This is a genomic window from Rhizobium sullae, assembly GCF_900169785.1.
Taxonomy (GTDB): domain Bacteria; phylum Pseudomonadota; class Alphaproteobacteria; order Rhizobiales; family Rhizobiaceae; genus Rhizobium; species Rhizobium sullae.
Genome location: NZ_FWER01000004.1, coordinates 69,890 through 95,194, shown reverse-complemented (window position 1 = coordinate 95,194; position 25,305 = coordinate 69,890). Strand labels below are relative to the sequence as shown.

The window sequence follows — 25,305 nt, the reverse complement described above, 5'->3', positions numbered from 1 at the left end:
AAATGCAAGCTTCCGGTATCCGAGCTCCGGAGGGACTTATGGATATCGTCACGCTTTTCGCTTTCGCTGGGGTTTCCTTCGTCGGTATCGCGACGCCGGGGCCGACCGTGCTCCTGGCGCTGACCAATGGGTCGCGTTACGGTACGCGCCGGGCGATCGCCGGCATGGTGGGTGCCGTGCTTTCCGATTTCGTGCTGATCGGGGCTGTGGCGATCGGTCTCGGCGCGCTTCTTGCGGCCTCCGAGTTCTGGTTCTCGGTGCTGAAATATGCAGGTGCTGCCTATCTTGCCTTTCTCGGCATCATGATGCTGCGCTCGAAGGGAACGATCGATACGACCGTGAACGCGGAGGCCGCCGGCGGCGCCGGTTCGACCTTTGCGATCGGACTGAAAAGCTTCACGGTGGCGGTCACCAACCCGAAAGGCTACCTGTTCTTCTCGGCCTTCCTGCCGCAGTTCATCGATCCTTCGCTGCCGCAGCCGGTCCAATATGCGGTGCTTGCCGTCATCTTCGCCTCGCTCGATTTCGCAATCATGTTCGCATACGCCATCTTCGGCTCGCAGGCTGTCCGCCTGCTCAAGAATTCCGGCGCCATGTGGCTCGACCGTATCAGCGGCGGAGCACTCATTGCGCTTGCCGGATCGCTGGCATTTTATCGGCGCGCGACGACCTGACTTACGGCAGGGAAACATGCCCGACACGATAGATCTGGTCGCCGTTGGAGATCAATGGCATGTCGCGATAAAGCGTGAAGCGTACAAGGCTCCAGCCGGACGGCTCGAAGGCGGATATCAAAGCCAGAACGCCGCCTCGTGCCGCTTCCGCATGTGACCGCGCGACCTCCTCCCGGCGGATTTCGGCAAGCGGTGCGTAGGGAGGGATCGGCAGAATATCGCGACTTGCAAAGTTTGCGGCTCTCAAGTCCGCCACCACGGCATTCCATACGATCCAGTGCCTTACCTGCGGCCAGCCGAAAGACTGCGTCAGCGCCTCGAAGCCCGGCCCTGTCAGGAAATCGCTCGCGCCTTCCGGCTTCTGCCAAAGATAGAATGGCGCATAGAGGTTCTCCCGGCTGCCGAATTCGCCTTTGCGCGCGCTGAGATAGGCCTTGAATCCGAGATTCGGGAAGCCGTCCAGCATCGGCCCCTTGTCGCGGATCCGGCGATCGATGATCGCCATGTCGTAGTCCGAAGGCAGGGTGAAGCTGTATTGCATAGCGATCATCGGGACGTCTCCATGGACTCGAAGGCGCGACGTTCCCAACCGGGTTCGGTCATCTGCGCCTTGCCGCCGCCGAACGACCATTCGTCCTCCGACGTAGTCGTCACGACGATCATCACATCCTCTGCCCTCAGGCCCGGCGACTCGCCAAGGAGTTCGACTGCTCGCTTGAAGAACGCCTTACGGGTTTCCGTTGAACGTGGCTTTCCTGCGGTGATTGCGATGAGCGTGAAATCATCCGAGCGAGGGCCGCTTAGATAATGCCGGTCGAAAATCAATTCGCCGGGCTCGTGCTGATGAATGACTTGAAAACGATCGTTCGGAGGGACGTTAAACGTCTCGACCAGGGCGCGGTGAATACTGTCTGAAAGCGCATGGAGATAGTCTCGCGACTTGCCTTTCAGGAGGGAGATTCGAACGAAGGGCATTTGTGCCTCCTTATCGTGAATTCTTGACAGGAGGAGCATCGCACGGCACGATAATGCATAAAATCAGAATTTTGTGGACAAATAGTTCTGAAAAATAGGATTAAGCGATGCGCAGGACGAACTTCGACCTCGATGTACTGCGAACCTTCGCGACCGGAATGGAACTCGGCAACTTCGCCAAGGCGGCGGATCGGCTGGGGCGCTCCACGTCGGCCGTCAGCGCGCAGTTGAAGAAACTGGAGGAGCAAGCCGGTACGCCGATTTTTCGCAAGGCGGGCCGTGGTCTGGCGCTGACGGAGGCGGGCGAGACGATGCTCGCCTACGCCCGGCGGCTGCTCGAACTCAACGATGAAGCGGCAGCGGCCGTCCACAGCGTCGAGCTGGAAGGCTGGGTGCGGCTTGGCCTACAGGAGGATTTCGGCGAAAACCTGCTGCCTGATGTTCTCGGCCGTTTTGCCCGCGCCCATCCGAAGGTGCGGATCGAGGCGCGAGTCGTTCGCAACGCGGAACTGCTCGAACGGGTCACGACAGGAAAACTCGATCTGGCGCTAGCCTGGAGCGATCGAACCCTGACCGCACATTGCGAAAAGATCGGCGAGGTGCCTATGCGCTGGATCGGTCCTGCCGTAGGCGAGCCCGGCTGGAACGCCGAAAGCGGCGAGCCGCTGCCGCTCGCCTCGCTGGAGGCGCCATGCGTGCTGCGGACAGCCGCGACCAATGCGCTCGACCGCGCAAACATTGCCTGGCGGCTGGCCTTCGTTAGCCCCAGTCTCGGCGGGTTGTGGGCTGCGACTGCGGCCGGGTTGGGCGTGACTATACGCACACCGATCGGGTTGCCGGCAAAGGTGAAGCCGCTGAAGCCCGCGGCACTGGGATTGCCCGAGCTACCGTCGCTAGGCCTCGTGCTTCATCGCGCGGAAGCCGACCCCGATCCGGCGACGGCACGGCTTGCTTCCATCGTGCTGCAGGCGGTGCGCGAGGCGATCTTAGATTTTGTGCCTCAGCGAATACCGGAGAGTGCGTAGGCGGTGACTTTCAATTGTGCATGAGCCCAGTCACCGTGGCAGCATCCGCCGGAATGCGGCAGCGGCCATCGCTGCCAACTGTTCGTGAATTTCTTTCCGGCTGCGATCCCCTGTTTCGTCGCAGAGTGGTTCTTCTCCCTCTTTCCGAAGGATGTCCGGCGCGTCGTTTTTGCATTCGCTGAAGGCGTCGTATTGCGTGGCGTCGGGCACGGTGTCGTAATTTGCAGTGGCGATTCTTCCCGCAAGGCCGGCGGCGTTGAGCCCGGGCCAGATGGTGTCGGCATTTCCGAGATTAACGATGTCGACTGGAACGGAGATATCGGCCAGACTTTCCGGAGTGAAGTTCGCGCTTAGTTCGGGATCGACAAGGAAGATCGCCCTGATGCGGCTGTCGAGATGGGAGCGGGCGAGGCGGCTAGCATCGACAGCGCGGAGATCGACACCTGTTCGCGCGAAATCGGCGCAATCCACTCCTGTTCCGCCAGGATCGCAGGAACGCATGAAATTCTCTGAGTCGAAACGTGCGCCGGCGAGCGCGAGAGCGGACGTGCCTCCGACCAGGAAGCCGAGCACGCCGACCCTCTTCGTATCGATCCGGCCCGACAGGGACATATCAGCTTCGATGGCGGTGAGTGTCGCTGAAAGGTCTGCCGGCCTTAGCCAGATCTCGTCCAGGAGTTCTTGCGGCGCCTGGGTGTGAGGGTCCGGTTGCCTGAGCATTGCTACGGAAAAGCCGCTTGCGGCCAGTCGCGACGCCATCCATGCGCCGATATTCGGACCTGACTTCAACCCGCCGTGAGAAAGGAGGATGAGAGGCCAGGGGCCCGCGGCGGCGGGAGCGTTAAGCCGCGCGGTGACGCCTTGGAAGAGCGCGTTATCGCCTATCAGCATCTCCGTTCCGCCCGTAGTCGGAGGATACCAGAGCCTTTTGCATCGTTTCGTGCCGTTCGGGAACAGGGACGGAAAGGTTGCTGACGCCGACTATGTCGGTAGCCTTGATCTGCGTCAGAGGCAGCATTACGACAGTACCCGTCGCAACGAGAAGAAAAAGGGTCTGTTTCATATGAAGGCCTCGGGCTTGGAGACCGCGACGCAGCGGCCTTAGCGATTTGCGTCACAGTCCACGCGGTCGCGACCTCGAACATAATCGAGGTCGTTCACAATCGTGATCTGGGGCGGGCACCCCGAGGAATTGCCGACCCGAAAAGGTCGCAGAATCATTGTCGCGCGACCGTTTTCTGAGGTCGAAGCCTGAAAATCAGGATGCGCTGGTCAAGCTATGTGGGCGAGTAGGGCGTCTCAGCCGAAACGTGCTAACGCTGCGGCAAAGACGTGCGTATCGACATTGCCGCCCGATGTCACTGCGATGATATTGTCGCTTTCAAGCGCGTCGCCATGGAAGAGCGCGGCAGCGAGCGCGACCGCCCCGCCGGGCTCAACGACAATCTTCAGCCGCTTGAAAGCGAGCGCCATAGCCCTCAGCGCCTCCTCGTCGGTGACGACGATGCCGGCGCCGGCGAGCCTCTGCAGGATCGGGAAGGTGATCTTGCCGGGTTCCGGTGTCATGATCGCATCGCAGATCGTGCCCGTCATCACTGCGTTGCGTTCGATCTTGCCGGAGGCCAGCGAACGCGTGGTGTCGTCGAAGTTCTCCGGCTCGCAGGGCCGCACGGTGAAGCCCGGCGCGCTTGCCTCAAGCGCCAGCGCGATGCCGGACGTCAGTCCGCCACCGCCGCAGGGAACGAGGACTTCCGCCGACTTCACGCCTTCCTCATCTGCCTGCTCGGCAATTTCAAGCCCGGTCGTGCCCTGTCCGGCAATCACCAACGGTTCGTCGAAAGGCTTGATCAGCGTCAGGCCGCGTTCCGCCGAGAACCGGGCGCCGATCGCGTCGCGATCCCCATTTTCGCGATCGTAAAGCACTACTTCGGCGCCAAAGGCGCGGGTATTGTCGATCTTCAGTGCGGGCGCGTCCGACGGCATGATGATGACGGAGGGAATGCCGTGAAGCTTTGCGGCAAGGGCGACGCCCTGGGCATGGTTGCCGGAGGAAAAGGCGATGACGCCTTTCGCACGCACTGCAGGATCGAGGCCGGAAACGGCTGACCAGCCGCCGCGGAACTTGAACGACCCCGAATGCTGCAGGCATTCCGCCTTTACGAACACATGCCTTCCGGCAATCTCGTTAAGGAACGGAGAGGAAAGAAGCGGCGTTCGCCGTGCATGGCCCCGGAGGCGGGCGCGGGCGGCGACGATCATTTCAATGCTGGCCATTATGAGCTCTTTCGGCTGATGGTTCGCCCATGCATATGATGCCCGCGATCCATTGTGAACGCCGATTTTGTCACGGTGACACAAAAGCCGGCGCTTTCGCATCAACGGTGTCAGCCATGCCGCTGCGCCGCCGGAATTCTGTGGGACTGGTGCCGGTCACGCGCAGGAACTCGCGATTGAAGTTCGATTTGCTGATGAAGCCGGAATCGAACATCACGCGCGTCACCGGTTCATCCGTCTTGATCAGTTGATCGCATGCCGAGCGGATGCGGAATTCATTGACATATTGCGAAACGCTGACGCCATGGATGCGGTTGACGGCAATCGATACGCGGCGGGCAGGCAGGCTCATCTTTCGGGCGATACGGTTGAGATTGAGCTCGGGATCGCGATAGATCTCGCGGGATTGCATCAATGCGTTGAGGGAGGCGGCAACCGCGCCGTCCTTTTCCGTCGGCATCGTTGGCGGGGCGGGGGGCGTTTCCGGGCTCTGCTCTTCAGCCGGTTGGCCGCCGCTGGCGATGGACGCGGCGCCTCCGAGAATGAGGAGCGTGATGACGTTTCCGAGTGCCACGATGGCACCGCCATGCGTGCCGCCAGTACGGTCAAAATCCAGACTGATGAAGATATCGGCGAACGCGGCGGCAATGAGCGCCGTTGCGGTGGTCAGAAGCGAACGATAGGAAAGCAGCGCGCCGTCCAGCCGCGAGGCGATAAGTCCGTCCGGGCCATGGCGCGCGAGCCAGAGCAGGGCGGCTCCGTAGCCAAGGAAGATGAGGATCAAGGCAAGGCCCATCGGCTCGTGCCAGAAGAGCAGTAGCGTGGCGACGAGAATCGCTGGAAGGGCGTGCGGCCACAGCCGGGCGAATGAGGGAGGCCCTTCCAGCGTAAGGCTCCGGAAACTGACCCAGGCAAGTGCGGCGATCACAGCGGCCAGAATGGCCTGCGCCGGCATGATCGCGAGGACGTTGTAGCCCCAGCGAATTCCGATCAGCACGGACTGCAGCGCATAGATGCCGATGAGAAGCAGGAATGGCCGCTTCTCCGGCGCATGCCAGTCCTCCTGCCGCAGCAGACGGATCAGCACAATGAAGAGCAGCAGGGCAACGACGAAGGGAAGTGGAATAAAGATCATGAGGCGGCGTCCGGATGGATGGGTCGATATCAGCACGAAAATGGCCTCGATCGCAATTGCGGGCGACCCGGATCACGATTGAGGTCTCAACAGGAAGGGCAGGAGGTCACTTTCTTCGGGCCAGTCGCTTCGACGGCGCCATCAAGGAAAAAGCCGATGTCGATAATCCTGTCCATTCCCCTGTTTTTCATGATGCTGGTTTCCAGTTTCGCCGATGTGAGGCCGGTCGGCGAGACCTTCGATATTTCCAGCATCCGCACGATCGTGATCACTGGCGACGCAAGCTCGATCAAGATCACCACAAAGTCGGATGAGCCCTATCGCACGAGGACCAGCGGACGTCGGAGCGGCTGGTTCTCATCCTGGTATTCGAACTGGTTCTTCAATATCTGCAAGGACGAAACCCGCGTGGAGCTCGAGGGAGCGACGCTGACGATCGACGTGATGATGTCGGCCTGGAGTGACATTGCCGATTGTTCGCCGGAAGTGTCGGCCAATATTCCGCCCGGCAGCGCAGTGCGCATAGAGCAGCAGGCGTTCATGGCGAAACTGAGCGGCGACTTCGCAAGCCTTGGCACATCGGGAAAGGCTGCGGACATCACGCTTGATGGCCACGCTTCCGCAGTCGATATCTCCGGCGCAGCGGTGCGCGCGAGCCTCACCTACGATGCCGTTAAACGCGACGAGAAGATCGAGATCGCTGCACAATCGCTCGATGCCTATCTTGGCTTCGGCAAGGACGTGCCGGTCGATTATACCGTGATCGCCAAGGCATCCTACATTGACAGCCTCGTTCCGAGTGTTCCGGGCGCACGCCCGCGGGTGAATATCAGAGGCGATTATGTACGCGCCCGGATCCGCTGATGCGGCAGGCGGCTCAATAGCCGTTTGCCGAACCCTCGATGGCGCGGCTGTCCATCGCACCGTAGTAGCGTGGGCCGCCACCCTTCTCGATATCGGAAAGGCTCTTGCCGCCGACAAGGATGCCGGCCGCTTGGCCCCATTGGGGCGGGCCGCTGCCATCGTCGAAGCTGTAGCCCATTGCGGCGAGCGTCTTTACCGTATCCGGAGACAGGGTATAGGGTTCGAGGTAGATCTTGTCCGGCTGCCATTGATGATGAATGCGCGGTGCGTTGACGGCCTGGCTGATGTCCATGCCGAAGTCGATGACGTTCAGGATCGCTTCCAGCGTGATAGTAATGATGCGTGAGCCGCCGGGGCTGCCGATCACCATGAAGGGCTTGCCGTCCCTGGAGATGATCGTCGGGCTCATGGAAGAGAGCGGCGTCTTCTTCGGCGCGATGGCATTGGCCTCGCCCTGGACAAGCCCGTAGAGGTTCGGCACGCCGGGCTTTGAGGTGAAGTCGTCCATCTCGTTGTTGAGCAGGATGCCGGTGCCGGGGGCGACCACTCCGGCGCCGAAGGAACCGTTCAGGGTATAGGTCACGGCGACCGCGTTGCCCTCGTCGTCGATGATCGAATAATGGGTCGTTTCAACGCTTTCCTTGGCGCCGAGCGGCTTCAGGTCGGCGGATTTGCCGGCCTTATAGGGATCGGTCTTCTCACGGATTTCCTTGGCATAGGCTTTGTCCAGAAGCTTCGAAACCGGATTGTCGACGAAGTCCGGATCGCCAAGCGCGGCGTTGCGATCGACATAGGCGTAGCGCATCGCCTCGACCATGGCACGGACTGTCTCGGCCGAGCCGTATCCCATGTAGGAAAGCGGGTAGCCCTCGAGCACGTTCAGGATCTCGCAGATGATGACGCCGCCGGAAGAGGGCGGCGGCGAGGAGACGATGTCATAGCCGCGGTAGTTGCACTCGACCGGCTTCAGTTCGCGCACGGCATATTGCTCGAAATCTTCCTTGGCGAGCACGCCACCTTTCGCCTGGCTTGCCTTGACGATCGCCTCGGCAGGTGCCGCCTTGTAGAAGGCGTCCGTGCCCTTCTCGGAAATGCCGGACAGCACGGCGGCGAGTTCGGGCTGCACAAGCTTTTCCCCGGCGGAGTAAGGCTTGCCGTCCGGCTTCAGGAATATCGTTGCGGCGGCCTCGTCTTTGGCGAGCCGCTTGGCGCTGGAGGCGAGGGTCGCGGCGTCGCCTTGTTCCAGCGTAAAGCCTTCCTTGGCAAAGCGGATCGCAGGCGCCAGCAACTCGGCACGGGATTTGGTGCCGTATCTTTCGCGGGCGGTCTCGAAACCCATGACCGAGCCCGGCACGCCGACGGCGAGATAGCCGTCCAGGCTGGCGCGCGGAACGATATTGCCCTTGGCGTCGAGATACATGGTCTTCGTGGCCGCAAGCGGAGCCCGCTCGCGGAAATCGAGGAAGGTCGTCTTGCCGTCCTTGAGCCGGATCGTCATGAAGCCGCCGCCGCCGATATTGCCCGCCGTCGGATAGACGACCGCCAGCGCGTAGCCGACCGCCACTGCCGCATCCACGGCATTGCCGCCGCCTTTCAGGATTTCGACGCCGACATCGGTCGCCAGATGCTGGGCGGTGACGACCATGCCGTGTTCGGCTTCCACCGGCGCAGGTGAAGCCGCAAAAGCAAGCGCGAGCGGCGAGGCAACGAAAGCAAAAACAGTGAACAGCGAAATGGCTTTAATGCGCAGGCGTTCCATTGTTCCCCTCCAAACTATCAAATTATGCGAAGGGATATGGTTTCGTTTTCACAGCGCGCAAGCCCGCTCAGGCAGCAATTGCGCTGCCGCCTGATAGCCGTTCTTCGGCCTTGCGCGCCGCGGCTTGCAGATCGCGCGGCATTCCAGCGATCTTTTCAAGCGCGGAAATGGCGACATCGGTCGCGAGATAGTCAGGCTTATGGCCGACTCCCCTGATCCTCACCAGTTCCGAGCCGGTAATGTCGCGGGCGAGGGCTTGAGAATGGAGATGCTCTAAGACGATGCCGTCGCTGTCGCCGGTAATGATGACGGTCGGCGCCGTGATGCGCGTATAGAAGGGCGATTGCGCCTTCAGATATTCGAGCAACCTGATGAAATCGGTGGCGTTGGCATGAAAGGTCTTCGGTCGCAACACCAGCGATGGCCCAGTCTTCGCGATGTAATCGGCCGGGCGCGGGTTGGGCCGGAAGACATTAAGCGTGACCTGTTCCAGCCGCCACAGGCCCAATGGCACGACGACGACGCGATTGAAGAGCCAGCCGATCACCGGCGCGGTTGCGATATGGTGGTACCAGTCGATACCTCCCGGCCAAGGATGCGTTGCCGGGGCAAGGAAGAGGAGGCCGGCTGTCTTTTCTGGGTGATGCACGCCAAAGGCCGCGGCGATCGCGCCGCCGAAGGAGTGGCCGACGATAATCGCCTTTTCAATCCCGCGCTTCTCCATGAGTTTCGCGATCGCATCCGCCTGGCCGGAGGGAAAGGCGTTTTCCGGCCCGCCGCGTTCCGAATAGCCATGTCCGGGACGATCGACGAAGAGCATTTCCGCGCGGCCCTCGAGCGGAAGCATGAAGGCCCCGGTCTGGTCGAGCAGATTGCCGCTCGCACCATGGATAAAGACCAGCGGAGGAAGATCGGCGGTGGCGGGGCGGGGGATGTGGACGGCATTCAACTTGTAGCCGCCGATATCTGTCAGTTCGCCGGCATTGGGAAATGCTTGTTCGAACTGGCGGGCTTTGTAAGACGAGTAGCCGACGGCGGCAGCGATGGGGGCGAGAAGGGTGGAAATTTCGGCAAGCATGGCTTTGAACCGGCAACAGTTACGGCACCGATTCTAAGATTGCGCATGCCGGTCCGGCGTCAAGGTCATGTCCGGCTTCCGGCGAGTTTTTCGGACAGGGTATTCGCCTGCTGCTGCGCCGCGCGATTTGCGGGATAGACCTCCAGGAAGCGTTCCCAGGCTTTCAGGGTCAGTTGGTCATTGCCGGACATATTGAGAATCGTCGCCAACCCCGAGAGCGCACCGAAGTGGCGCGGCTCGAGATCGAGCACCTGCTCGATGTCTGACATCGACTTTCGATAATTGCCCATGGCGTAATTCAGCGTCGCGCGGCGGTTCCAGCTTTCGGCATAGTCAGGTTTCAGCGCGATCGCCTGATCGAGGAAATCGAGGGCCGCAGGACTGCGCTTTTCTTCGATCGCCTTGTCGGCCCACTGCATCAGCAAGTTCACCGTGGCGCTGCCAGAATCATTCCATTCGAGGCGTATTTCCTCGGCAATGCTGCTCGCCTTGTCGGGATCGCGCTCGCGCTTCAGCTGGGCATAGAGATTGTCGAGACGCTGTTTCGGGGAGGCGTTGGCATCCGGCTGCTCGACGATAACCTCCTTCTCCGCGGCGGCGGCAGGGATGGCGGGAGCAAGGAAACCGAGAGCAAGCGGCAGTGCCGCGCAGGTCAAAGCAAAAAAGCGCATGGCGGACAATGTAGCCCGCCAGCGCCGAAGATCAAAGAAAATTTGATGTGATCACCGAAGCGACCCGCCGAAAAAGCCCACTGCGCGCAACGCGCAGGCGCAATCCGGCTCACGCTATGATCAGCCCTGACGAGCCTTGAAGCGCGGGTTCAGCTTGTTGATGATGTACATGCGGCCCTTGCGGCGAACCAGACGGTTGTCACGATGGCGAGCCTTGAGCGACTTGAGCGAATTCTTGATCTTCATTTTTCTGATCCGCGATCTCTGTGGGGGAATTTCACATTCGCCCGTATCTTTTAAACAATCAAAAAGCGCGTCTGTGCGCGCTCTTTAGGTTGGGCGTGCAGATAACCCGGCCTCATGTCTGTGTCAACCGCATGAAGGCTTTTTCTCGGGCAAAAACCTAGGCTTTTCCCGTGAGCACTGTCACATGCCCCATCTTTCGGCCGGGGCGGGATTCGGTCTTGCCATAGAGGTGGACGAGGGTATCTCGCCGTTTCAGCCAATCAGGCAGGCCTAAAATATCGTCACCGACGAGGTTCTGCATCACACAATTGGAGTGGCGGTCCGCATTGCCGAGCGGCAGGCCGCCGACGGCGCGGATGTGCTGCTCGAACTGCGAAACGACGCAGGCTGCCTCGGTCCAGTGGCCGGAATTGTGGACGCGCGGCGCCATCTCGTTAGCGATCAAGCCGCCGTCTGGGAGAACGAAGAACTCGATTCCGATGACGCCGACGTAACCGAGCGAGGAGAGAATCGCTTCCGCCGCCTGACGTGCCGCCGCCGCGGTCGCATCCGAGATCGAGGCGGGCACCGTCGAGGAGTGCAGAATGCCATTGCGATGCACGTTTTCCGCCGGATCGAAGGCGACGACGGTGCCGTCCGCCGCGCGGGCGGCGATGATCGAAATCTCGCGCTCGAAGGCGACGAAGCTCTCCAGAATCAGCGGCACGCCGCCAAGGGCGGCAAAGACGCCTTCGGCGCTGTCGGCTGCGGAGCGGAAAACCTTCTGTCCCTTGCCGTCATAGCCGAGACGCCGCGTCTTGAGCACACCCTGGCCGCCGAAGTCTCTCAGCGCTGCTTCAAGCTCGCCTTGGCTGTCGACGGCATGGGAGCGCGCGGTCGGAATGCCGCATCCATTGATGAAGCGCTTTTCGAGGAGGCGGTCCTGCGCCACTTCCAGCGCCCTTGGCGGCGGGTAGACGGGGACGTCTTTCGCAATTGCTTCAGCTGCCGATACGGGCACGTTCTCGAATTCATAGGTGACGACGTCGCAGGCCTTCACCAGTTCTGCCAGCGCTGCGGGATCGTCGTAGGCCGCAACGATCTGGTTGTTGGCGGCCTGCGCGGCGGGACAATCGGCCTGGGGTTCCAGGATGATCGTGCGGAAGTTCAGCCGTGCTGCGGCCATCGCAAGCATGCGGCCGAGTTGGCCGCCGCCGATGATGCCGATCGTCTTTGTCGTCATAGGTTGTCCATAGGATATTCGGCAATCGAGGCACTCTGGCGCTCGCGGTATTCATCGAGCCGCTCGGCGATATCCTCGTCCGAAAGCGCAAGAACGGCGGCCGCCAGCAGCGCCGCGTTGATCGCGCCAGCCTTGCCGATCGCCAGCGTGCCGACCGGAATGCCGCCCGGCATCTGGACGATGGAAAGAAGGCTGTCCTGGCCGGACATCGCCTTCGACTGGACGGGAACGCCGAAAACCGGAAGCGGCGTCAGTGCGGCCGTCATGCCGGGAAGATGGGCGGCACCACCGGCACCGGCAATGATCACCTTGAAGCCCTCGTCACGCGCGTTCTTGGCGAAGCTCACCATGCGGTCCGGCGTCCGATGCGCTGAAATAATGCGCGCTTCATACGGGATTTCCAGCGCCTCCAGCGTGTCGGCGGCGTTTTTCATGGTCTCCCAGTCGGACTGGCTGCCCATGATGATGGCGACGGGAGGTCTGTCTGTCAGCGTCAACGGCATTACCCTTTCAGGCGATGATATCCGGAATGATCTGGTCTTCCAACTTGGTCAGCTTGTCCTTGATGGCGAGCTTCTTCTTTTTCATGCGCTGGATGCGCAACGCGTCGCATCCCATGGCAATCATGGCGTTTATCGCGGCGTCGTAGTCCTCGTGCTCCTGACGCAAACGCGCTGCCATGAGCCTGATTTCCGCCTGTTCCTGATCGGCCATTCGTATTCCCCATAGTCGTCTTCGGACGTTGTCCGGCCTGCCGATGATTTCCGCAAGCTCCTATCACCAAATAGCGGTAACGGCTAGTTAGTGCTGATCATGAATTTGCCACCTACTGACCATGTTTTCGCCTTCGACAAGGATTCGAAAATATGTCACATTCCAAAAGTTGACGCCTAGAACCCCAGCGATGGATGGCTGGGGAAGGCAAGAGGAAGGAAGGGTCAAATGACTGTTCAAGCTCATCTTGAGTCACTCGAAAAAAAGCATGTAGCTCTTGAGGAGGAGTTACATTCGCTGATGGTATCCCCCTCCAGAAAAGACACCGAGATTGCGGATTGCAAGCGCAAAAAGTTGCGCATCAAAGACGAAATCCAACGTCTGAAATCATCCGTTCACTAAGCAATAATGCGGATTGCCGGCGCGCTGATCCTGCAACGCAAAGAGGATAAAATCCAACATTTCAATGGGTTAGTAATAGCCGGCGATTTTTGAAAAATCATGCGCCAGTCCCAAGCAGTGCGGAGTTGGGCTGGCGCATTTCTATTGGGCGATCGGCCTCACGTCCAGAATTGATCAAGCCACAGATTGAGCTTGTCGAATCCGCGGTTGTTGACCGCATAAATACGTTTCGTGCCTTCGGAGGTCACCGACACAAGGTTGCTGTCGAGCAGGGCTTTCAAGTGCTGCGAGACCGCCGGCCGGCTGATTGGGAGGCTCTCGGCGAGTTCGTTGACCGTTCTCGGCGCGCGCCTCAACTGCTCCAGCAGGAACCGCCGGTTCGGGTCTGATATCGCGGCGAAAGGGTCGGTGGTCGACATGGCAAAAAAGCTACGTCAAAGGCAGCTTCCGGGCAAGGAAATTGTGCGCCGCAACCGAGCGGCGTCCGCTGGCGCGCCGGGACTTAGAATCCGAGCCCCTGGTGTATGATCAGAAGTGCTGCGATCAGTGCCATCGCATACATGAACGGATAGAATATCTCCGGCTTCATGCGCTTGACGCACCAGGCGCCAGCAATGGTCGCGAGCGGCGCGAAAGGCAGCAGCGTCGCCGATGTCACGAGGTTCTTCGTGTCGAGTTGGCCGAGTGCGAAATAGGGAATGAGTTTCACCGCGTTCAGGATGGCAAAGAAACGCACGCTGGTGCCGGTGAATTCGCGCGGCGGCAGTTTCAGGGGCAGGGCATAGATCTGAAACGGCGCGCCGCCGGCATGGGCGACGAAACTGCCATAGCCGGAAAGCGTGCCCCAGGCGCTCGCAAGCAGGGGGCGCTGGCCGCGTGGCAGGACGACCTTTCCTGCGCCGGGGCCGAAGTTGTTCCAGAAATAGCGGGCGCAGAAGAGTACGGTGACTGCACCGATGACCACGCGCAGGACGTTGCCGGGCACCAGTGCGGATGTCGCCCAGCCCACCGCGATGCCGAAGAGGGCACCCGGCAGCATGATCTTCAGCGTCGTCCGGTCGCCATGCTTGCGCCAGACGACAAGCGAGATCATGTCCATGAAGATCAGGATCGGCAGCAGGATGGCGGCAGCTTCGACAGGCGAGACAACCAGCGCCAGAATGGGGACGCCGATCAAGGCTAGTGCATCGCCCATGCCGCCTTTGGCGAGGCCGACAAGCAATACGGCGGGCACGGCGGCACAAAAGAATGACAGTTCCGGCAGCATGCTTTTCAAGTCCTCCCCTTGCCAGCCCCCTCTAACGGAATTACTCACACAAAACGAGTGTGGATTTGCCGCCTGCGGCGAAATCCGCTGAAATTGGAAAGAGTTCATGACCGGACCGGAAAACCGCTGCCGCCTTGTCCTGATCGTCCCGGACATCGCGGATGCCGACGAGCAGGCAAACATTCTCGCCAACGCGCTGAAGGGCGGCGACGTTGCCTCGGTGATCGTGCCGCAATACGGGCTCGATGCCGGAGCGTTTCAGAAACATGCCGAGAGACTGGTTCCGCTCATCCAGAATGCAGGTGCAGCGGCCCTGATTGCGGGCGACAGCCGCATTGCCGGACGCGCGAAGGCCGACGGCTTGCATTTGACGGGTTCAGCCGCCGAAATCGCCGAGGCGATCGACAAATATGAGGGCAAGCTGATCATCGGCGGCGGTAAAGCAGCCGACCGCCACACGGCTTTGGAGATCGGCGAGGCGCGGCCGGACTATATCTTCTTCGGCAAACTCGACGGTGACATCAAGCCGGAGGCGCATCCGAAGAACGTTGCGCTCGGCGAATGGTGGGCCTCGATGATCGAAATTCCCTGCGTCGTCATGGGCGGCACCGATCCGGCTTCTGCCCTGGTCGTTGCGCAGTCGGGTGCCGAGTTCGTGGCGCTGCGCCTGGCGGTGTTCGGCGAGCCGGGGCAGGCCGCTTCGATTGTCGCTCAGGTCAACGCACTTCTTGACGAAAAAGCGCCACGGTTTGAGGATTGATATCGCGGCCATGCCGATCTCCTCCGCCAGTTTGCGCCGACCTCTCCTGCTTGCTGCCGTTTTCGCGGCTCTTTTGCCGTATGGCGCTTCGGCGCAGACGGTCGACAACGTCGTGACACGGCCGCTGGGCTCGGAAGCCGAACCGTTCAAGACCAACCGGCCGGCAGAAGGGGCGCAGCCCTCGACCGGCCTCGGTGTGCTGGATCGCATGGGCGCCAAACTGCCTGACCTGCCGCCTGAGAAGGATTACAAAGGGCCGATCGATACAGCTTACGGTGCCTATCAGCGCGGTTATTATCTGACGGCAATGCAGCTGGCGCTGCCGCGCGCGCAGCTCGGAGATCCGGCGGCGCAGACGCTGATTGCGGAAATGCAGTATGCCGGGCTCGGCGTTCGCCGCGATCTGAAGAGCGCAGCCTTCTGGTACGGCAAGGCCGCCGAAGGCGGCGATGCGGCAGCGATGTTCAAATATTCGTTGATCCTGATGGCGGGAGAACTCGTACCGCGAAACAAGGCGAAGGCGGATGATTATATGCACCGGGCGGCCGACGGCGGCAATCCTTCAGCACAATTCAACTGGGCGCAGTTGTTGACGACTGATCATCCCGGTCCCGAAGGATTGAAACTCGCGCTTCCCTACTACGAGAAATCCGCCCGGCAAGGCATCGCCGACGCTCAATATGCCGTAGCGCAAATCTATTCCGTGCTTCCCGATCTGCCGGAGCAGAAAAAGAAGCTGGCACGGGAATGGCTTTCCCGCTCGGCGCGGGCAGGTTTCGACACTGCACAGCTCGACCTCGGCATCTGGCTCATCAACGGCAACAACGGGCCACGCGACTTCGTGAATGGGTTTCTATGGATGAAACTCGCCGCCAATCGTGGCAACGTCGCGGCGCAGAACAAGCTCGCACATCTTTATATCAATGCGCTTGGCACCAAGCCGGACCCGGTCGAAGCGGCGAAATGGTATGTGCTTTCCCGCCGGGCAGGGTTGCCCGACCCGGAGCTTGAGGATTTCTATCTCGGTATCGAGGACGTTCAGCAAAAGCAGGCGATCGACCGGGCGAACAAGTTCCGCCGCCTGCCCTAAGGCTCAGAATAGGGCGTCGGCGGAGCCTTCGGTGCCGACGACCTCTTTCAGAGTCCGCAACGCTCTCCCCTTGAAATTTGCCTGATTTTGTGGTCTTGAGGCCGCCAATCTAATAAGAGCGCTGCCTTTTCCGGCGATCAGGGAGCTTTCCCGCCCTGACAGCGCATCCCGTATCAGTTCCAAGGAAATGCTCCAATGGCCCGTTCTGCTCTTCTCAACGTCATGGTTCAGGCTGCCGTCAAGGCAGGAAAATCGCTGGGGCGTGATTTCGGGGAGGTGCAGAACCTGCAGGTTTCGGTGAAGGGGCCTGGCGATTTCGTTTCCAATGCCGACCGGAAGGCTGAAAAGATCGTCAGGGACGAGCTTCTGAAGGCACGCCCGACCTATGGGTTCCTCGGCGAGGAGAGCGAAGAGATCAAGGGCACGGACGGGGCACACCGTTGGATCGTCGATCCGCTCGACGGCACGACCAACTTCCTGCACGGCATTCCGATGTTCGCGGTCTCTATCGCGCTTGAACGGAATGGCGAAATCGTCGCGGGCGTCGTCTTCAATCCGGCGATGGACGAGCTCTACACCGCCGAGCGCGGCGGTGGCGCCTTTCTCAACGACCGCCGCCTGCGTGTCGGCGCGCGCCGGGTGCTTTCGGATTCCGTCATCGGCTGCGGCGTGCCGCATCTCGGCCGCGGCAACCACGGCAAGTTCCTTGTCGAGCTCCGGCATGTCATGGGCGAGGTGGCTGGGATCCGGCGTCTCGGTTCGCCGGCGCTCGATCTCGCCTATATCGCCGCCGGCCGCTTCGACGGTTTTTGGGAGACGGGACTTGCGCCCTGGGACATGGCGGCCGGTATCCTACTGATCCGTGAGGCAGGCGGTTATGCGACCGACTGGAACGGTGGCACGGATATTCTCGATACCGGCGCTATCGTCGCCGGCAATGAATATATTCACAAGGCGCTGATCGAGACCGTCAAGCGTCCCATCCCCGCGAAGTGAGACGCACGGGAAACCGGCTGTTGTAAAGACACGGTTTTCTCTGCCCGCGCACTTCAATTCGGCACAATGTTGATCTAGTCTCCGGCTGCAAGCAATCTGGAGGGCTGCGCAACCATGGAAAATGTGAATGCGGCGGAATTCGGCTCGACCGAAAAACCGAGCAGCAACTATGTTTATAGACTCTCCAGTCCGATGCCGTTCCTCTGGACGATGCTCCTGTTTCTCGTGATCGTCGGCTTCATCGCTTCCATCCTTTTCCGGCAGGCGCAGACTGCGTTCATGCACAATCCGGGCCTCAACGGCCTCATCGTCGGCGTGCTTGCGGTCGGCATCATCCTGGTCTTCACCCATGTGTTGGCGCTTCGTCCGGAAGTGCGTTGGTTCAATTCCTTTCGCGCGGCCGGCAGTGCCGACAAGGTAAACCGCAATCCGAGACTGCTTGCGCCCATGCGGGCGCTGATCGGCAACCGTAAGTCAACGGCAACGCTTTCGACCACGGCTCTACGCTCAATTCTCGACTCGATCGCGACCCGGCTCGATGAATCGCGTGATACGTCGCGTTACCTCATCGGCCTTCTCGTCTTCCTCGGTCTCCTCGGTACCTTCTGGGGTCTCATCGGCACGATTGGCTCGATCAGCGGTGTCATTCAGTCGCTGGACGCAGGCTCGAACGGCGGCGGAGACGTGCTGACCACGCTCAAGGAAGGTCTGTCCCTGCCGCTTTCCGGTATGGGCCAAGCCTTCTCGTCCTCGCTGCTCGGCCTGTCCGGATCGCTCATTCTCGGTTTCCTCGATCTTCAGGCGGGGCGTGCGCAGAACCGCTTCTACACGGAACTCGAAAACTGGCTGTCCTCGGTGACCGATGTCGGGTCGGATATTGCCGTTCCGACGCTCGATTCGGGTACGTCCTCCGAGGATCTCCGCGCGATGTCGGACTATCTGAAGAAGGTTGCCGAAGAAGGTGGCGCTGGCAGCCAGCGCTCGGTTGCTGCGATGGCAAGCCTTGCCGAGGGTATCCAAGGACTCGTCAAGAACATGCGCAACGAACAGCAGATGCTGCGCGACTGGATCGAAGCGCAGCAGGACGAGGCAAAGGCCATGCGCCGCACCCTTGACCGGCTTGCTGAGCGCATCGGCGCGCAGGAAAAGCAGAGTGCCACCGAGAGAAGCCATCGCGCCAGCCAGACCGAAAAAAGCGAGGGCAAGTAAGCCATGGCGCTCGCCCGAAACCGCCGCCGCCACGGCGAAATGAACTACTGGCCGGGTTTCGTCGACGCATTGTCGACGCTGCTGATTGCCATCATGTTCCTGCTGACGGTTTTCGTCGTCGGCCAGTTCATTCTGAGCCGCGAGATTTCCGGCCGCGACGAAGTGCTGAACCGCCTCAACAGCCAGATCAACGAACTGACGCAGCTGCTCGCGCTTGAGAAGGGCAGCAAGCAAGATCTCGAGGATTCTGTCGCCAACCTGCAAGCCTCCCTCACAACCGCCGAAGGCGAGCGCTCGCGCCTGCAGGCATTGCTTGATGCCGGTTCCGGCGGCAAGGACGCCGCGCAGCAGCGCATCGGCGGCCTGACAAAGGAACTCGACGAACAGAAGCAGCTAAGCGACCGGGCGCTCAGCCAGGTCGAAATTCTCAACCAACAGATAGCAGCCCTGCGCAGCCAGATCGCAGCCGTCGAGGCCGCGCTTCAGGCTTCAGAGCAGAAGGACCAGAGCTCGCAGGCGAAGATCGCCGATCTGGGCAGGCGCCTGAACGTCGCGCTGGCGCAGCGGGTTCAGGAACTCAATCGCTACCGCTCCGATTTCTTCGGCCGCCTGCGCGAGATCCTGTCCGACCGCGAAAACATCCGCATCGTCGGCGACCGTTTCGTCTTCCAGTCAGAGGTTCTGTTCCCTTCCGGCAGTTCCGATCTCAATCCGGAAGGCACGGCGGAGATGACGAAACTTGCCACTGCGCTGCTTGATCTTTCCAGGGAAATACCGCCGGAAATCAACTGGGTGCTCAGGGTCGACGGCCATACCGACAATGTGGCGCTTTCCGGGGCCGGCCGCTTTCGTGACAACTGGGAGCTTTCCTCGGCCCGTGCCATCTCTGTCGTCAAATATCTGATTTCGCAGGGCGTTCCTTCCGACCGTCTCGTGGCGGCAGGTTTCGGCGAATTCCAGCCGATTGCGCCCGGTGAAACACCGGAAGCCCGCGCCACCAACCGCCGCATCGAGCTCAAGCTCACCGAGAAATAATCAGCGCCTATATGCTTGGCGGCCTTTTCTTCGTCGATAGCCGCCGAACAGCGTCGCCTAGGGGGGGCCATGACAGCCTCGATCTTGCCAGGCAGGGCTGGGTCGTTGGCGAAGTCGCCGGCTATGGCGGAGGCAGCATGCACGGCTACAATGCGCTTGAGGGGATTTTTCCTCGGCGGTTGTATCTTTTCGGCCGGGCCGAGGGAAGGGCCGTGTGAGGCGGCGCCGTTCGGCGCCGCCGAAGTCCGGTTAAGCCGTTGCCTTGGTCTGATCGTCGACCGTTGCGTCCGGCACATTCTTCTTGATAGATTCGATTGCGCTAAGCGCGGATGCCTTGGCTTTGTAGCCTTCCGAGCTGAACATGGATTCACCGTTCGACGCCTTGAAGCGGAAACGGAATTCGCCGGCCTTGTCCTTGTACACTTCAAACTTATACATCGATTATCTCCCAATTATCAGGAAGTTGCCCCGGTAACATGGGACAACCTAGTGCAAAAGTTGAGTCTATTCCATCTGGATATTCGCGCCCTTCACGATGGGTCCCCACTTGGCCAGTTCGGCCTTCACATGCGCGCCAAGTTCCTCCGGCGTCGAACCGACGATCGTGGCGCTGAATTCCTTCATGCGTCCGGCAACTGCCGGATCCTTCAAGGCCTTGTTGGCGGACTCGTTAAGCTTCGCCACAACATCCGCGGGTGTATTCGCTGGCGCAAAAAGCGCGTTCCAAGTGTAGGTCTCGTAGCCCGGAACGCCGGACTCAGCGATGGTCGGAATATCCGGGAAGGATGGAGCACGTTTCGCGGTGGTGACCGCCAGCGCCCGCAGCTTGCCGGATTTGATGTGGCTGGAAGACGACGGCAGATTGTCGAACATGATCGATACCTGGTTGCCCAGCAGATCGGTCAGCGCTGGGCCTGCGCCTTTGTACGGGATGTGCTGCATCTTGACGCCGGCCATCGAATTGAACAATTCGCCGGAAAGATGAAGCGGCGTGCCGTTGCCGGAGGAAGCATAGCTCCATTTGTCCGGTTCGGCCTTCAGCAGCGCGACCAGTTCCTGCACGTTCTTGGCGGGCAGTTCCGGATTGACGACGAGCACGTTGGGCACGATGACGAGCAGCGAAACCGGCGCGAAATCCTTTTCCGGGTCGTAAGGTGTGGATTTGAGGATCAGCGGGTTCAGCGCGTGGGTCGCGACCGTTCCCATCAGGATAGTATAGCCGTCCGGTTCAGCGCGAGCCACGTTGCCCGCGCCGAGATTGCCGCCGGCACCGGCGATGTTCTGGACGATCACCTGCTGGCCAAGGTCTTCCGACATCTTCTCGGCGATGATGCGCGCCACGACATCGGTCGATCCGCCTGCAGCAAAGGGAACGACCAGAGTAACCGCGCGCTCCGGAAACGCGTCGGCATGCGCGGTTCCGAGGCTCAAGGCCGCAAACAAGCCGAGGCCGAACGCCATGCGGCGGGTCATATTGAAAAGTGCCATTCGATTCTCCTCCCGGAATTCATCGGTTACGCCGCCCGACTGCATCAAATCGGGCAGAAGGAGGTTAGGGCGGACGCGGATAAAAGCAACCGGAAGCGGCCGCGTGGGAATGCACTTTAGTCGCTGAGGTAAACTATCCGACTATTGATATTACAATCCGTCCTCCGATAACCATCTATGCGGAAGACCCTATTGAATTTGTGCGCTTGGCGGGACGAGATCGTGGAGTTTGACATGCAGCCCGTATCCAATCCATTTCCGGCAGTCGAGAACGAGGAGGAAGGTCTTTGGCCGGTGCGCCGGCACAAGATCCTCGACTGGCTGATCAATGAAACGCGCAACCAGCGGTTCATCGACAATATCCTGGTGGAGATGTGCGAGCGGTTGCGGACTGCCGGCGTTCCCGTCGCGCGCGCGACAATGCATTTCCGGACGCTGCATCCTCAATGGCTCGGCGCGCGCATCCTCTGGCGTCCCGGAATGCAGGAGGCGAAGATCACGACCTTCGGCTACGGCGTCGAGACAACGTCGCAATTCCTGAACAGCCCGATGAACGAGATATTCAGCGGTGCCGCAGAAGTCCGGCAGAAGCTGGACGGCGAACCCACGTCCTACCCGCTTTACGATGAGTTGCGACAGGATGGCCTGACGGACTACGTCGCCTGGCCAATGGAGCACACACTCGGAAAACGGCATGTCATTACCTTCTCGAGTGACAAACCAGGCGGTTTTAACGAAGAGCATCTAATCTTCCTCAAGGACCTTCTACCAGCGCTCACACTTGTCACGGAGGTCCGGATCAAGAACATTCTCGCACGCACGCTGCTTCAGACCTATGTCGGGCCCCATGCCAGCGAGCAGATTCTTGCCGGTGCCACGACACGTGGCAGCGGTGCAACGGTCGGCGCGGCGATCCTCATCTGCGACTTGCGCGACTTCACTACGATTTCCGATTTATGGCCGCGCGACGATGTGATCGAGCTGCTGAATGATTATTTTGATGCGATGTCGGAGCCGATCGAAAAGCACGGCGGTGAGATCCTGAAATTCATGGGTGATGGTTTGCTCGCCATCTTTCCGCTGACCAATCCCAATGCCTGCAGCAATCTTCTCCACGCAATCAAGGAAGCGCAGGCAGCAATGACCGAGCTCAATGTCTTCAACGCCGAAAGGGGGCATGTGGAGTTGCGCTATGGCGTCGGCGTGCATGTGGGGGATGTCATGTACGGCAACATCGGCTCGCGCAAGCGCCTCGATTTCACCGTGATTGGCCCCGCCGTCAACGTCGCATCGCGGCTGGAGACCCTGACCAAGGAAATCAAACGGCCCGTGCTGCTGTCCAAGGCGTTCGTCGAAATGGCGGGGTGCGAAAGCGATCTGGAAAGCCTCGGATTCTATCCGCTGCGCGGCTTGGACCAGCCTGTGGATGTCTACGCGTTTCCTCAGGCGTAGCGCCTATTTGGCGGCAGCCAGAAACTCTTCCGCACCTGCATCGAACTGCAGCTTCGCCAGCTTGGCATAGATGCCGCCATGGCGGATCAGGCTCTGATGCGTGCCTTCCTCGATGACGCGCCCCTGGTCCATGACGAGGATGCGGTCGGCTTTCAGGACGGTCGCGAGGCGATGGGCGATGACCAGCGTCGTGCGGCCGTGCATCAGGCCGTCGAGCGCCTTTTGCACCAGGGTTTCGCTCTCCGCGTCCAGAGCCGACGTTGCCTCGTCGAGCAGGAGGATAGGAGCATTCTTCAGGATCGCGCGGGCAATCGCGATACGCTGGCGTTGGCCGCCGGAAAGGGTAATGCCGCGTTCGCCGACCTCGGTGTCATAGCCCTTGTCCAGCCTTGCGATGAACTCGTCGGCCTGGGCGGCAATCGCTGCGGCGCGCACGTCCTCGCGCGTCGCGCCGGGACGGCCGAAGGCGATATTGTCGTGGATTGAAGCGGCAAAGATGGTGACGTCCTGCGGGACGATTGCCATGCGCTCACGCAGATCATCGGGCGTCACCCCGCGTGCATCGATGCCGTCAATCGCGACGCAGCCCTGCTGCGGATCGTAGAAGCGGAGCAGCAGCGAAAAGACGGTGCTCTTGCCAGCGCCGGACGGGCCGACGATGGCGACGGTTTCACCGGGCGCGATGCTGAAGCTAAGGCCATACAGCGCCGATTTTCCGGGGCGCGACGGATAGGCGAAGTGCACGTTCGAGAATTCGACGCGTCCCCGGGCTGGCGCGGGCAGCGTCTCGGGCTTTTCGGGCGCTGCGATCGGCGAGACTTCGTCCAGCAATTCGGTCAGCCGGTCGGCGGCGCCGGCTGCCTGCGAGAGTTCTCCCCAGACTTCCGACAGAGCGCCGAGAGAGCCGGCGGCGATGACTGAATAGAGCAGGAACTGCCCAAGTGTGCCAGCAGAAAGCGTTCCTGTCAGAACATTCTGTGCGCCGACCCAAAGAACTGCAACGACGCTGCCGAAGATCAGGGTGATCGCAATGCCGGTCAGAAGTGCGCGCGAGCGGATGGCGGAGCGTGCGGCCTCATAGGCGGATTCGACGGCGGCGCCATAACGGTTTGCGGCTGCGTCCTCGCCGCTGAAGGCCTGGACGGTGCGCGTGGCAGCGATCGTTTCGCTGGCGAAGGCGGAAGCTTCGGCGAGCGTATCCTGTGCGGCGCGAGAGCGCTTGCGAACGGATCGCCCGAAGCCGACGAGCGGAAAGACGATCAGCGGGATTGCACCGAGCACAAGGCTTGAGAGCTTCGGCGAGGTCACGATCATCATGCCCATCGCGCCGAGACAGAGAATTGCGTTACGCAGTGCCACAGAGGCGGTCGCGCCGACAGCCGATTTGATCTGCGTCGTGTCGGCCGTCAGGCGCGACACGATCTCGCCGGACTGATTGACATCGAAGAAGGAGGGAGAAAGCCGTGTGACATGCGCAAAGACATCCCGGCGCATATCCGAGACGATGCGTTCGCCGAGCGTGATGACGAAATAGTAGCGAAGGGCGCTTGCGGCCGCGAGCACGACGGCGATGACCATCAGCATCGCAAAGTAGCTATTGATGAAGGCACCGTCAGCCTGCGTGAAGCCGTGGTCGATCATGCGGCGCACGGCAAGCGGAAGCGTGAGCGACGTCACGGCGGCAACGGCAAGCGAAGCCAGTGCGCCTGCGACCATGCCGCGATAGCGCATCACATAGGGTGCCAGCCGTGCGAGCGGCTTCAAGGAACGCGACTTCTTTTCCGCGGTCTGCACTGCGTCTGCCAAATCATCTCCAATCGCCCCAATACCGCTGATCGGCGGCTTGCAGGCCCTTGTTATCCGGGCGGCCTTCATGTATAGGCACCGCATCCGAATGGGAAGCCGTAGCCTTCGTGACTGCGGCTTCATTTATTCAATCGGTTCTCTTGCCGCAATGACTTGCGTCAAATTGGACCCCGGCATCGCAGGAAGATTGTTATGAAGGCTGATATCCATCCCGACTACCACGTCATCAAGGTGGTGATGACCGATGGCACCGAATACGAAACCCGCTCGACGTGGGGTTCGGAAGGCGCTGTCATGAACCTCGAAATCGATTCCAAGTCCCACCCGGCCTGGACCGGCGGCAACCAGCAGCTCATGGACCGCGGCGGCCGTGTGTCCAAGTTCAACAAGCGCTTCGGCGGCCTCGGCCTCTAATCGCTTCTGCGCGGTACAGAATTTGAAAAAGCCCGGGTTTCCGGGCTTTTTTATTGCTTGAATGAGTCTGAGTGAGTGCCGATGCGTGCAAGCTGCAGTTCACGGCATCTCGATGCGACAGCAGCAGCCAATCGGCCTCAATGTGAAGGTCGCGACAGCACGCAACAAAAAACCGGCCGCGCACGACGCAGCCGGTTCACCTTTAGTCTAGCTTATGCAAGCTCTCAGTTGTTGCCGAAAGCCGTTTGCAGCAGGCTCAGCTGTGCTTGGACGCTGTTCTGATTATCCGGAACGATCGGCGCTTCATTCGGGCGATAGATTTCACGGTCGAGAAGGGCAACGCGGTTTTGGAGGCGTAGCGAGCGTTCAACGAGATCGCGGAAGGCTTCCGGCAGGTCGCCCCAGCCCGGAGCGTTGCGGTCCACGTTGAAGCCGTCAAGGCGGACCTTGTTCTTTTCAGCGAGGACCTGATCGCGCGACATTTCGCCGTTGTTGACGGCACGCTGCAGGAGAAGCCAAGATGCCATCTGCATCAGGCGTGTCGTGAGGCGCATCGATTCGGCCGCGTAAAGAACGGAAGCCATGCGGGGCAGGACCTTGGAGGCGGCGCGGCCGTTGCCGTCCAGATAGGCAGCAGTTTCCTCGACCAGCGACATGCCTTCTGCGTACAACGTCTTGAACTGCGAGGATGCGGCAGCGCGGCCCGCAAAACTGATGGTATTCAAACCGAGTTCCGACATTCAAATGGT

The 25,305-nt window shown here is 60.7% G+C and carries 30 protein-coding genes; 11 read left to right on the top strand and 19 right to left on the bottom strand.

All coding sequences use genetic code 11. The features are described 5' to 3' along the window. Positions 1–38: 38 nt before the first annotated feature. On the top strand, positions 39–674 hold the full coding sequence (locus tag BN1800_RS05145; protein ID WP_086995138.1) for a LysE family translocator: 636 nt from the start codon (positions 39–41) through the stop codon (positions 672–674). 1 nt (position 675) lies between these two features. Here BN1800_RS05145 and BN1800_RS05140 read toward each other — a convergent pair whose 3' ends face one another. After that, the gene (locus tag BN1800_RS05140) at positions 676–1,224 is read right to left on the bottom strand and encodes a DUF4865 family protein (RefSeq protein ID WP_086995135.1); all 549 of its coding nucleotides are present in this window, start codon (positions 1,222–1,224) and stop codon (positions 676–678) included. Continuing rightward, positions 1,221–1,649, bottom strand: a complete 429-nt coding sequence (locus BN1800_RS05135) for a tautomerase family protein (RefSeq protein ID WP_086995132.1) — start codon at positions 1,647–1,649, stop codon at positions 1,221–1,223. Before BN1800_RS05135 ends, BN1800_RS05140 begins: the two co-directional genes overlap by 4 nt. Positions 1,650–1,756: 107 nt before the next feature. On the opposite strand from BN1800_RS05135, the gene BN1800_RS05130 reads away from it, so the two are divergent. Further along, entirely contained in the window at positions 1,757–2,674 is a 918-nt protein-coding gene (locus tag BN1800_RS05130) for a LysR substrate-binding domain-containing protein (protein WP_086995128.1), read from the top strand. Positions 2,675–2,704: 30 nt separating this feature from the next. Here the strand turns inward: BN1800_RS05130 and BN1800_RS05125 are convergent, their stop codons facing one another. From BN1800_RS05125 to BN1800_RS05115, 4 genes are all read right to left on the bottom strand, one after another. Then, the gene (locus tag BN1800_RS05125) at positions 2,705–3,565 is read right to left on the bottom strand and encodes an alpha/beta hydrolase family protein (RefSeq protein ID WP_086995125.1); all 861 of its coding nucleotides are present in this window, start codon (positions 3,563–3,565) and stop codon (positions 2,705–2,707) included. After that, on the bottom strand, positions 3,549–3,737 hold the full coding sequence (locus tag BN1800_RS40155; RefSeq protein ID WP_143533896.1) for a hypothetical protein: 189 nt from the start codon (positions 3,735–3,737) through the stop codon (positions 3,549–3,551). Before BN1800_RS40155 ends, BN1800_RS05125 begins: the two co-directional genes overlap by 17 nt. Positions 3,738–3,973: 236 nt before the next feature. Continuing rightward, a complete protein-coding gene (locus tag BN1800_RS05120; protein ID WP_086995122.1) occupies positions 3,974–4,948 on the bottom strand; it encodes a threonine ammonia-lyase in 975 nt (324 codons plus the stop codon). A gap of 70 nt (positions 4,949–5,018) precedes the next feature. Further along, positions 5,019–6,083, bottom strand: a complete 1,065-nt coding sequence (locus BN1800_RS05115) for a helix-turn-helix domain-containing protein (protein WP_027508061.1) — start codon at positions 6,081–6,083, stop codon at positions 5,019–5,021. 156 nt (positions 6,084–6,239) lie between these two features. Here BN1800_RS05115 and BN1800_RS05110 point away from each other — a divergent pair, with 156 nt between their 5' ends. Beyond that, complete coding sequence (locus BN1800_RS05110) at positions 6,240–6,947, top strand: hypothetical protein (RefSeq protein WP_086995120.1); 708 nt, start codon at positions 6,240–6,242, stop codon at positions 6,945–6,947. A gap of 13 nt (positions 6,948–6,960) precedes the next feature. On the opposite strand, the gene ggt is transcribed toward BN1800_RS05110, so the two are convergent. The 7 genes from ggt to BN1800_RS05075 form a co-directional block, all read right to left on the bottom strand. Next, positions 6,961–8,706 carry a gamma-glutamyltransferase gene (gene ggt, locus BN1800_RS05105; RefSeq protein ID WP_086995117.1) on the bottom strand — a complete coding sequence of 582 codons (1,746 nt, stop codon included), beginning with the start codon at positions 8,704–8,706 and terminating at the stop codon, positions 6,961–6,963. A 67-nt stretch (positions 8,707–8,773) separates the two neighbouring features. Next, entirely contained in the window at positions 8,774–9,784 is a 1,011-nt protein-coding gene (locus BN1800_RS05100; RefSeq protein WP_086995114.1) for an alpha/beta hydrolase, read from the bottom strand. Between the two features lie 65 nt (positions 9,785–9,849). Further along, a complete protein-coding gene (locus BN1800_RS05095; RefSeq protein ID WP_086995111.1) occupies positions 9,850–10,464 on the bottom strand; it encodes a tetratricopeptide repeat protein in 615 nt (204 codons plus the stop codon). A 111-nt stretch (positions 10,465–10,575) separates the two neighbouring features. Then, complete coding sequence (gene ykgO / locus BN1800_RS05090; RefSeq protein ID WP_003542835.1) at positions 10,576–10,701, bottom strand: type B 50S ribosomal protein L36; 126 nt, start codon at positions 10,699–10,701, stop codon at positions 10,576–10,578. A gap of 157 nt (positions 10,702–10,858) precedes the next feature. Continuing rightward, positions 10,859–11,923 carry a 5-(carboxyamino)imidazole ribonucleotide synthase gene (locus BN1800_RS05085; protein ID WP_086995108.1) on the bottom strand — a complete coding sequence of 355 codons (1,065 nt, stop codon included), beginning with the start codon at positions 11,921–11,923 and terminating at the stop codon, positions 10,859–10,861. Further along, positions 11,920–12,414 carry a 5-(carboxyamino)imidazole ribonucleotide mutase gene (gene purE / locus BN1800_RS05080; RefSeq protein ID WP_027508066.1) on the bottom strand — a complete coding sequence of 165 codons (495 nt, stop codon included), beginning with the start codon at positions 12,412–12,414 and terminating at the stop codon, positions 11,920–11,922. Before purE ends, BN1800_RS05085 begins: the two co-directional genes overlap by 4 nt. Before the next feature lie 19 nt (positions 12,415–12,433). After that, a complete protein-coding gene (locus BN1800_RS05075) occupies positions 12,434–12,637 on the bottom strand; it encodes a YdcH family protein (protein ID WP_027508067.1) in 204 nt (67 codons plus the stop codon). A 228-nt stretch (positions 12,638–12,865) separates the two neighbouring features. Between BN1800_RS05075 and BN1800_RS05070 the strand changes: the two genes are divergently transcribed. Then, positions 12,866–13,039, top strand: a complete 174-nt coding sequence (locus BN1800_RS05070) for a YdcH family protein (protein WP_086995105.1) — start codon at positions 12,866–12,868, stop codon at positions 13,037–13,039. Positions 13,040–13,197: 158 nt separating this feature from the next. Here the strand turns inward: BN1800_RS05070 and BN1800_RS05065 are convergent, their stop codons facing one another. Together BN1800_RS05065 and BN1800_RS05060 are read right to left on the bottom strand one after the other, a co-directional pair. Beyond that, positions 13,198–13,458, bottom strand: coding sequence for an ArsR/SmtB family transcription factor (locus BN1800_RS05065; protein ID WP_027508068.1), 261 nt, complete (start codon positions 13,456–13,458; stop codon positions 13,198–13,200). An 83-nt stretch (positions 13,459–13,541) separates the two neighbouring features. Then, a complete protein-coding gene (locus tag BN1800_RS05060; protein ID WP_086995102.1) occupies positions 13,542–14,306 on the bottom strand; it encodes a sulfite exporter TauE/SafE family protein in 765 nt (254 codons plus the stop codon). A gap of 106 nt (positions 14,307–14,412) precedes the next feature. Between BN1800_RS05060 and BN1800_RS05055 the strand changes: the two genes are divergently transcribed. The 5 genes from BN1800_RS05055 (at position 14,413) to BN1800_RS05035 (ending at position 19,396) form a co-directional block, all read left to right on the top strand. Then, positions 14,413–15,066: a thiamine phosphate synthase gene (locus tag BN1800_RS05055; RefSeq protein ID WP_027508070.1), complete on the top strand. Its 654-nt coding sequence runs from the start codon at positions 14,413–14,415 to the stop codon at positions 15,064–15,066. A gap of 10 nt (positions 15,067–15,076) precedes the next feature. Continuing rightward, positions 15,077–16,156: a tetratricopeptide repeat protein gene (locus tag BN1800_RS05050; RefSeq protein ID WP_086995099.1), complete on the top strand. Its 1,080-nt coding sequence runs from the start codon at positions 15,077–15,079 to the stop codon at positions 16,154–16,156. Positions 16,157–16,351: 195 nt separating this feature from the next. Then, positions 16,352–17,152: an inositol monophosphatase family protein gene (locus tag BN1800_RS05045; protein ID WP_086995096.1), complete on the top strand. Its 801-nt coding sequence runs from the start codon at positions 16,352–16,354 to the stop codon at positions 17,150–17,152. A gap of 114 nt (positions 17,153–17,266) precedes the next feature. Continuing rightward, positions 17,267–18,361, top strand: a complete 1,095-nt coding sequence (locus BN1800_RS05040) for a flagellar motor protein MotA (RefSeq protein WP_086995093.1) — start codon at positions 17,267–17,269, stop codon at positions 18,359–18,361. A 3-nt stretch (positions 18,362–18,364) separates the two neighbouring features. After that, entirely contained in the window at positions 18,365–19,396 is a 1,032-nt protein-coding gene (locus BN1800_RS05035) for a peptidoglycan -binding protein (RefSeq protein WP_027508075.1), read from the top strand. Positions 19,397–19,645: 249 nt separating this feature from the next. On the opposite strand, the gene BN1800_RS05025 is transcribed toward BN1800_RS05035, so the two are convergent. Both BN1800_RS05025 and BN1800_RS05020 read right to left on the bottom strand, forming a co-directional pair. Then, positions 19,646–19,834, bottom strand: a complete 189-nt coding sequence (locus tag BN1800_RS05025; RefSeq protein WP_027508076.1) for a YegP family protein — start codon at positions 19,832–19,834, stop codon at positions 19,646–19,648. Between the two features lie 66 nt (positions 19,835–19,900). Next, complete coding sequence (locus BN1800_RS05020; protein WP_027508077.1) at positions 19,901–20,884, bottom strand: Bug family tripartite tricarboxylate transporter substrate binding protein; 984 nt, start codon at positions 20,882–20,884, stop codon at positions 19,901–19,903. A gap of 234 nt (positions 20,885–21,118) precedes the next feature. Here BN1800_RS05020 and BN1800_RS05015 point away from each other — a divergent pair, with 234 nt between their 5' ends. Beyond that, positions 21,119–22,336 (top strand): adenylate/guanylate cyclase domain-containing protein, encoded by a 1,218-nt coding sequence (locus BN1800_RS05015; protein ID WP_086995621.1) that lies wholly within the window; start codon positions 21,119–21,121, stop codon positions 22,334–22,336. 3 nt (positions 22,337–22,339) lie between these two features. Here the strand turns inward: BN1800_RS05015 and BN1800_RS05010 are convergent, their stop codons facing one another. Further along, positions 22,340–24,211, bottom strand: coding sequence for an ABC transporter transmembrane domain-containing protein (locus tag BN1800_RS05010; RefSeq protein WP_425298964.1), 1,872 nt, complete (start codon positions 24,209–24,211; stop codon positions 22,340–22,342). Positions 24,212–24,334: 123 nt separating this feature from the next. Here BN1800_RS05010 and rpmE point away from each other — a divergent pair, with 123 nt between their 5' ends. Then, entirely contained in the window at positions 24,335–24,556 is a 222-nt protein-coding gene (gene rpmE / locus BN1800_RS05005) for a 50S ribosomal protein L31 (protein ID WP_027508080.1), read from the top strand. Between the two features lie 224 nt (positions 24,557–24,780). On the opposite strand, the gene rcdA is transcribed toward rpmE, so the two are convergent. Then, entirely contained in the window at positions 24,781–25,296 is a 516-nt protein-coding gene (gene rcdA, locus BN1800_RS05000) for a protease adaptor protein RcdA (RefSeq protein ID WP_027508081.1), read from the bottom strand. Positions 25,297–25,305 lie beyond the last annotated feature (9 nt).

What these genes read in the sequence shown, in the direction of transcription:
- ykgO (WP_003542835.1), bottom strand. Translation starts at nt 10,701, where the DNA reads ATGAAGATCAAGAATTCGCTCAAGTCGCTCAAGGCTCGCCATCGTGAC.
- BN1800_RS05130 (WP_086995128.1), top strand. Translation starts at nt 1,757, where the DNA reads ATGCGCAGGACGAACTTCGACCTCGATGTACTGCGAACCTTCGCGACC.
- BN1800_RS05065 (WP_027508068.1), bottom strand. Translation starts at nt 13,458, where the DNA reads ATGTCGACCACCGACCCTTTCGCCGCGATATCAGACCCGAACCGGCGG.
- BN1800_RS05040 (WP_086995093.1), top strand. Translation starts at nt 17,267, where the DNA reads ATGGAAAATGTGAATGCGGCGGAATTCGGCTCGACCGAAAAACCGAGC.
- BN1800_RS05070 (WP_086995105.1), top strand. Translation starts at nt 12,866, where the DNA reads ATGACTGTTCAAGCTCATCTTGAGTCACTCGAAAAAAAGCATGTAGCT.
- BN1800_RS05100 (WP_086995114.1), bottom strand. Translation starts at nt 9,784, where the DNA reads ATGCTTGCCGAAATTTCCACCCTTCTCGCCCCCATCGCTGCCGCCGTC.
- BN1800_RS05145 (WP_086995138.1), top strand. Translation starts at nt 39, where the DNA reads ATGGATATCGTCACGCTTTTCGCTTTCGCTGGGGTTTCCTTCGTCGGT.
- BN1800_RS05120 (WP_086995122.1), bottom strand. Translation starts at nt 4,948, where the DNA reads ATGGCCAGCATTGAAATGATCGTCGCCGCCCGCGCCCGCCTCCGGGGC.
- BN1800_RS05020 (WP_027508077.1), bottom strand. Translation starts at nt 20,884, where the DNA reads ATGGCACTTTTCAATATGACCCGCCGCATGGCGTTCGGCCTCGGCTTG.
- BN1800_RS05110 (WP_086995120.1), top strand. Translation starts at nt 6,240, where the DNA reads ATGTCGATAATCCTGTCCATTCCCCTGTTTTTCATGATGCTGGTTTCC.
- BN1800_RS05055 (WP_027508070.1), top strand. Translation starts at nt 14,413, where the DNA reads ATGACCGGACCGGAAAACCGCTGCCGCCTTGTCCTGATCGTCCCGGAC.
- BN1800_RS05060 (WP_086995102.1), bottom strand. Translation starts at nt 14,306, where the DNA reads ATGCTGCCGGAACTGTCATTCTTTTGTGCCGCCGTGCCCGCCGTATTG.
- BN1800_RS05125 (WP_086995125.1), bottom strand. Translation starts at nt 3,565, where the DNA reads ATGCTGATAGGCGATAACGCGCTCTTCCAAGGCGTCACCGCGCGGCTT.
- BN1800_RS05025 (WP_027508076.1), bottom strand. Translation starts at nt 19,834, where the DNA reads ATGTATAAGTTTGAAGTGTACAAGGACAAGGCCGGCGAATTCCGTTTC.
- rcdA (WP_027508081.1), bottom strand. Translation starts at nt 25,296, where the DNA reads ATGTCGGAACTCGGTTTGAATACCATCAGTTTTGCGGGCCGCGCTGCC.
- ggt (WP_086995117.1), bottom strand. Translation starts at nt 8,706, where the DNA reads ATGGAACGCCTGCGCATTAAAGCCATTTCGCTGTTCACTGTTTTTGCT.
- BN1800_RS05045 (WP_086995096.1), top strand. Translation starts at nt 16,352, where the DNA reads ATGGCCCGTTCTGCTCTTCTCAACGTCATGGTTCAGGCTGCCGTCAAG.
- BN1800_RS05035 (WP_027508075.1), top strand. Translation starts at nt 18,365, where the DNA reads ATGGCGCTCGCCCGAAACCGCCGCCGCCACGGCGAAATGAACTACTGG.
- BN1800_RS05015 (WP_086995621.1), top strand. Translation starts at nt 21,119, where the DNA reads ATGCAGCCCGTATCCAATCCATTTCCGGCAGTCGAGAACGAGGAGGAA.
- BN1800_RS40155 (WP_143533896.1), bottom strand. Translation starts at nt 3,737, where the DNA reads ATGAAACAGACCCTTTTTCTTCTCGTTGCGACGGGTACTGTCGTAATG.
- BN1800_RS05135 (WP_086995132.1), bottom strand. Translation starts at nt 1,649, where the DNA reads ATGCCCTTCGTTCGAATCTCCCTCCTGAAAGGCAAGTCGCGAGACTAT.
- BN1800_RS05075 (WP_027508067.1), bottom strand. Translation starts at nt 12,637, where the DNA reads ATGGCCGATCAGGAACAGGCGGAAATCAGGCTCATGGCAGCGCGTTTG.
- BN1800_RS05140 (WP_086995135.1), bottom strand. Translation starts at nt 1,224, where the DNA reads ATGATCGCTATGCAATACAGCTTCACCCTGCCTTCGGACTACGACATG.
- BN1800_RS05050 (WP_086995099.1), top strand. Translation starts at nt 15,077, where the DNA reads ATGCCGATCTCCTCCGCCAGTTTGCGCCGACCTCTCCTGCTTGCTGCC.
- BN1800_RS05085 (WP_086995108.1), bottom strand. Translation starts at nt 11,923, where the DNA reads ATGACGACAAAGACGATCGGCATCATCGGCGGCGGCCAACTCGGCCGC.
- BN1800_RS05010 (WP_425298964.1), bottom strand. Translation starts at nt 24,211, where the DNA reads ATGAAGGCCGCCCGGATAACAAGGGCCTGCAAGCCGCCGATCAGCGGT.
- BN1800_RS05115 (WP_027508061.1), bottom strand. Translation starts at nt 6,083, where the DNA reads ATGATCTTTATTCCACTTCCCTTCGTCGTTGCCCTGCTGCTCTTCATT.
- rpmE (WP_027508080.1), top strand. Translation starts at nt 24,335, where the DNA reads ATGAAGGCTGATATCCATCCCGACTACCACGTCATCAAGGTGGTGATG.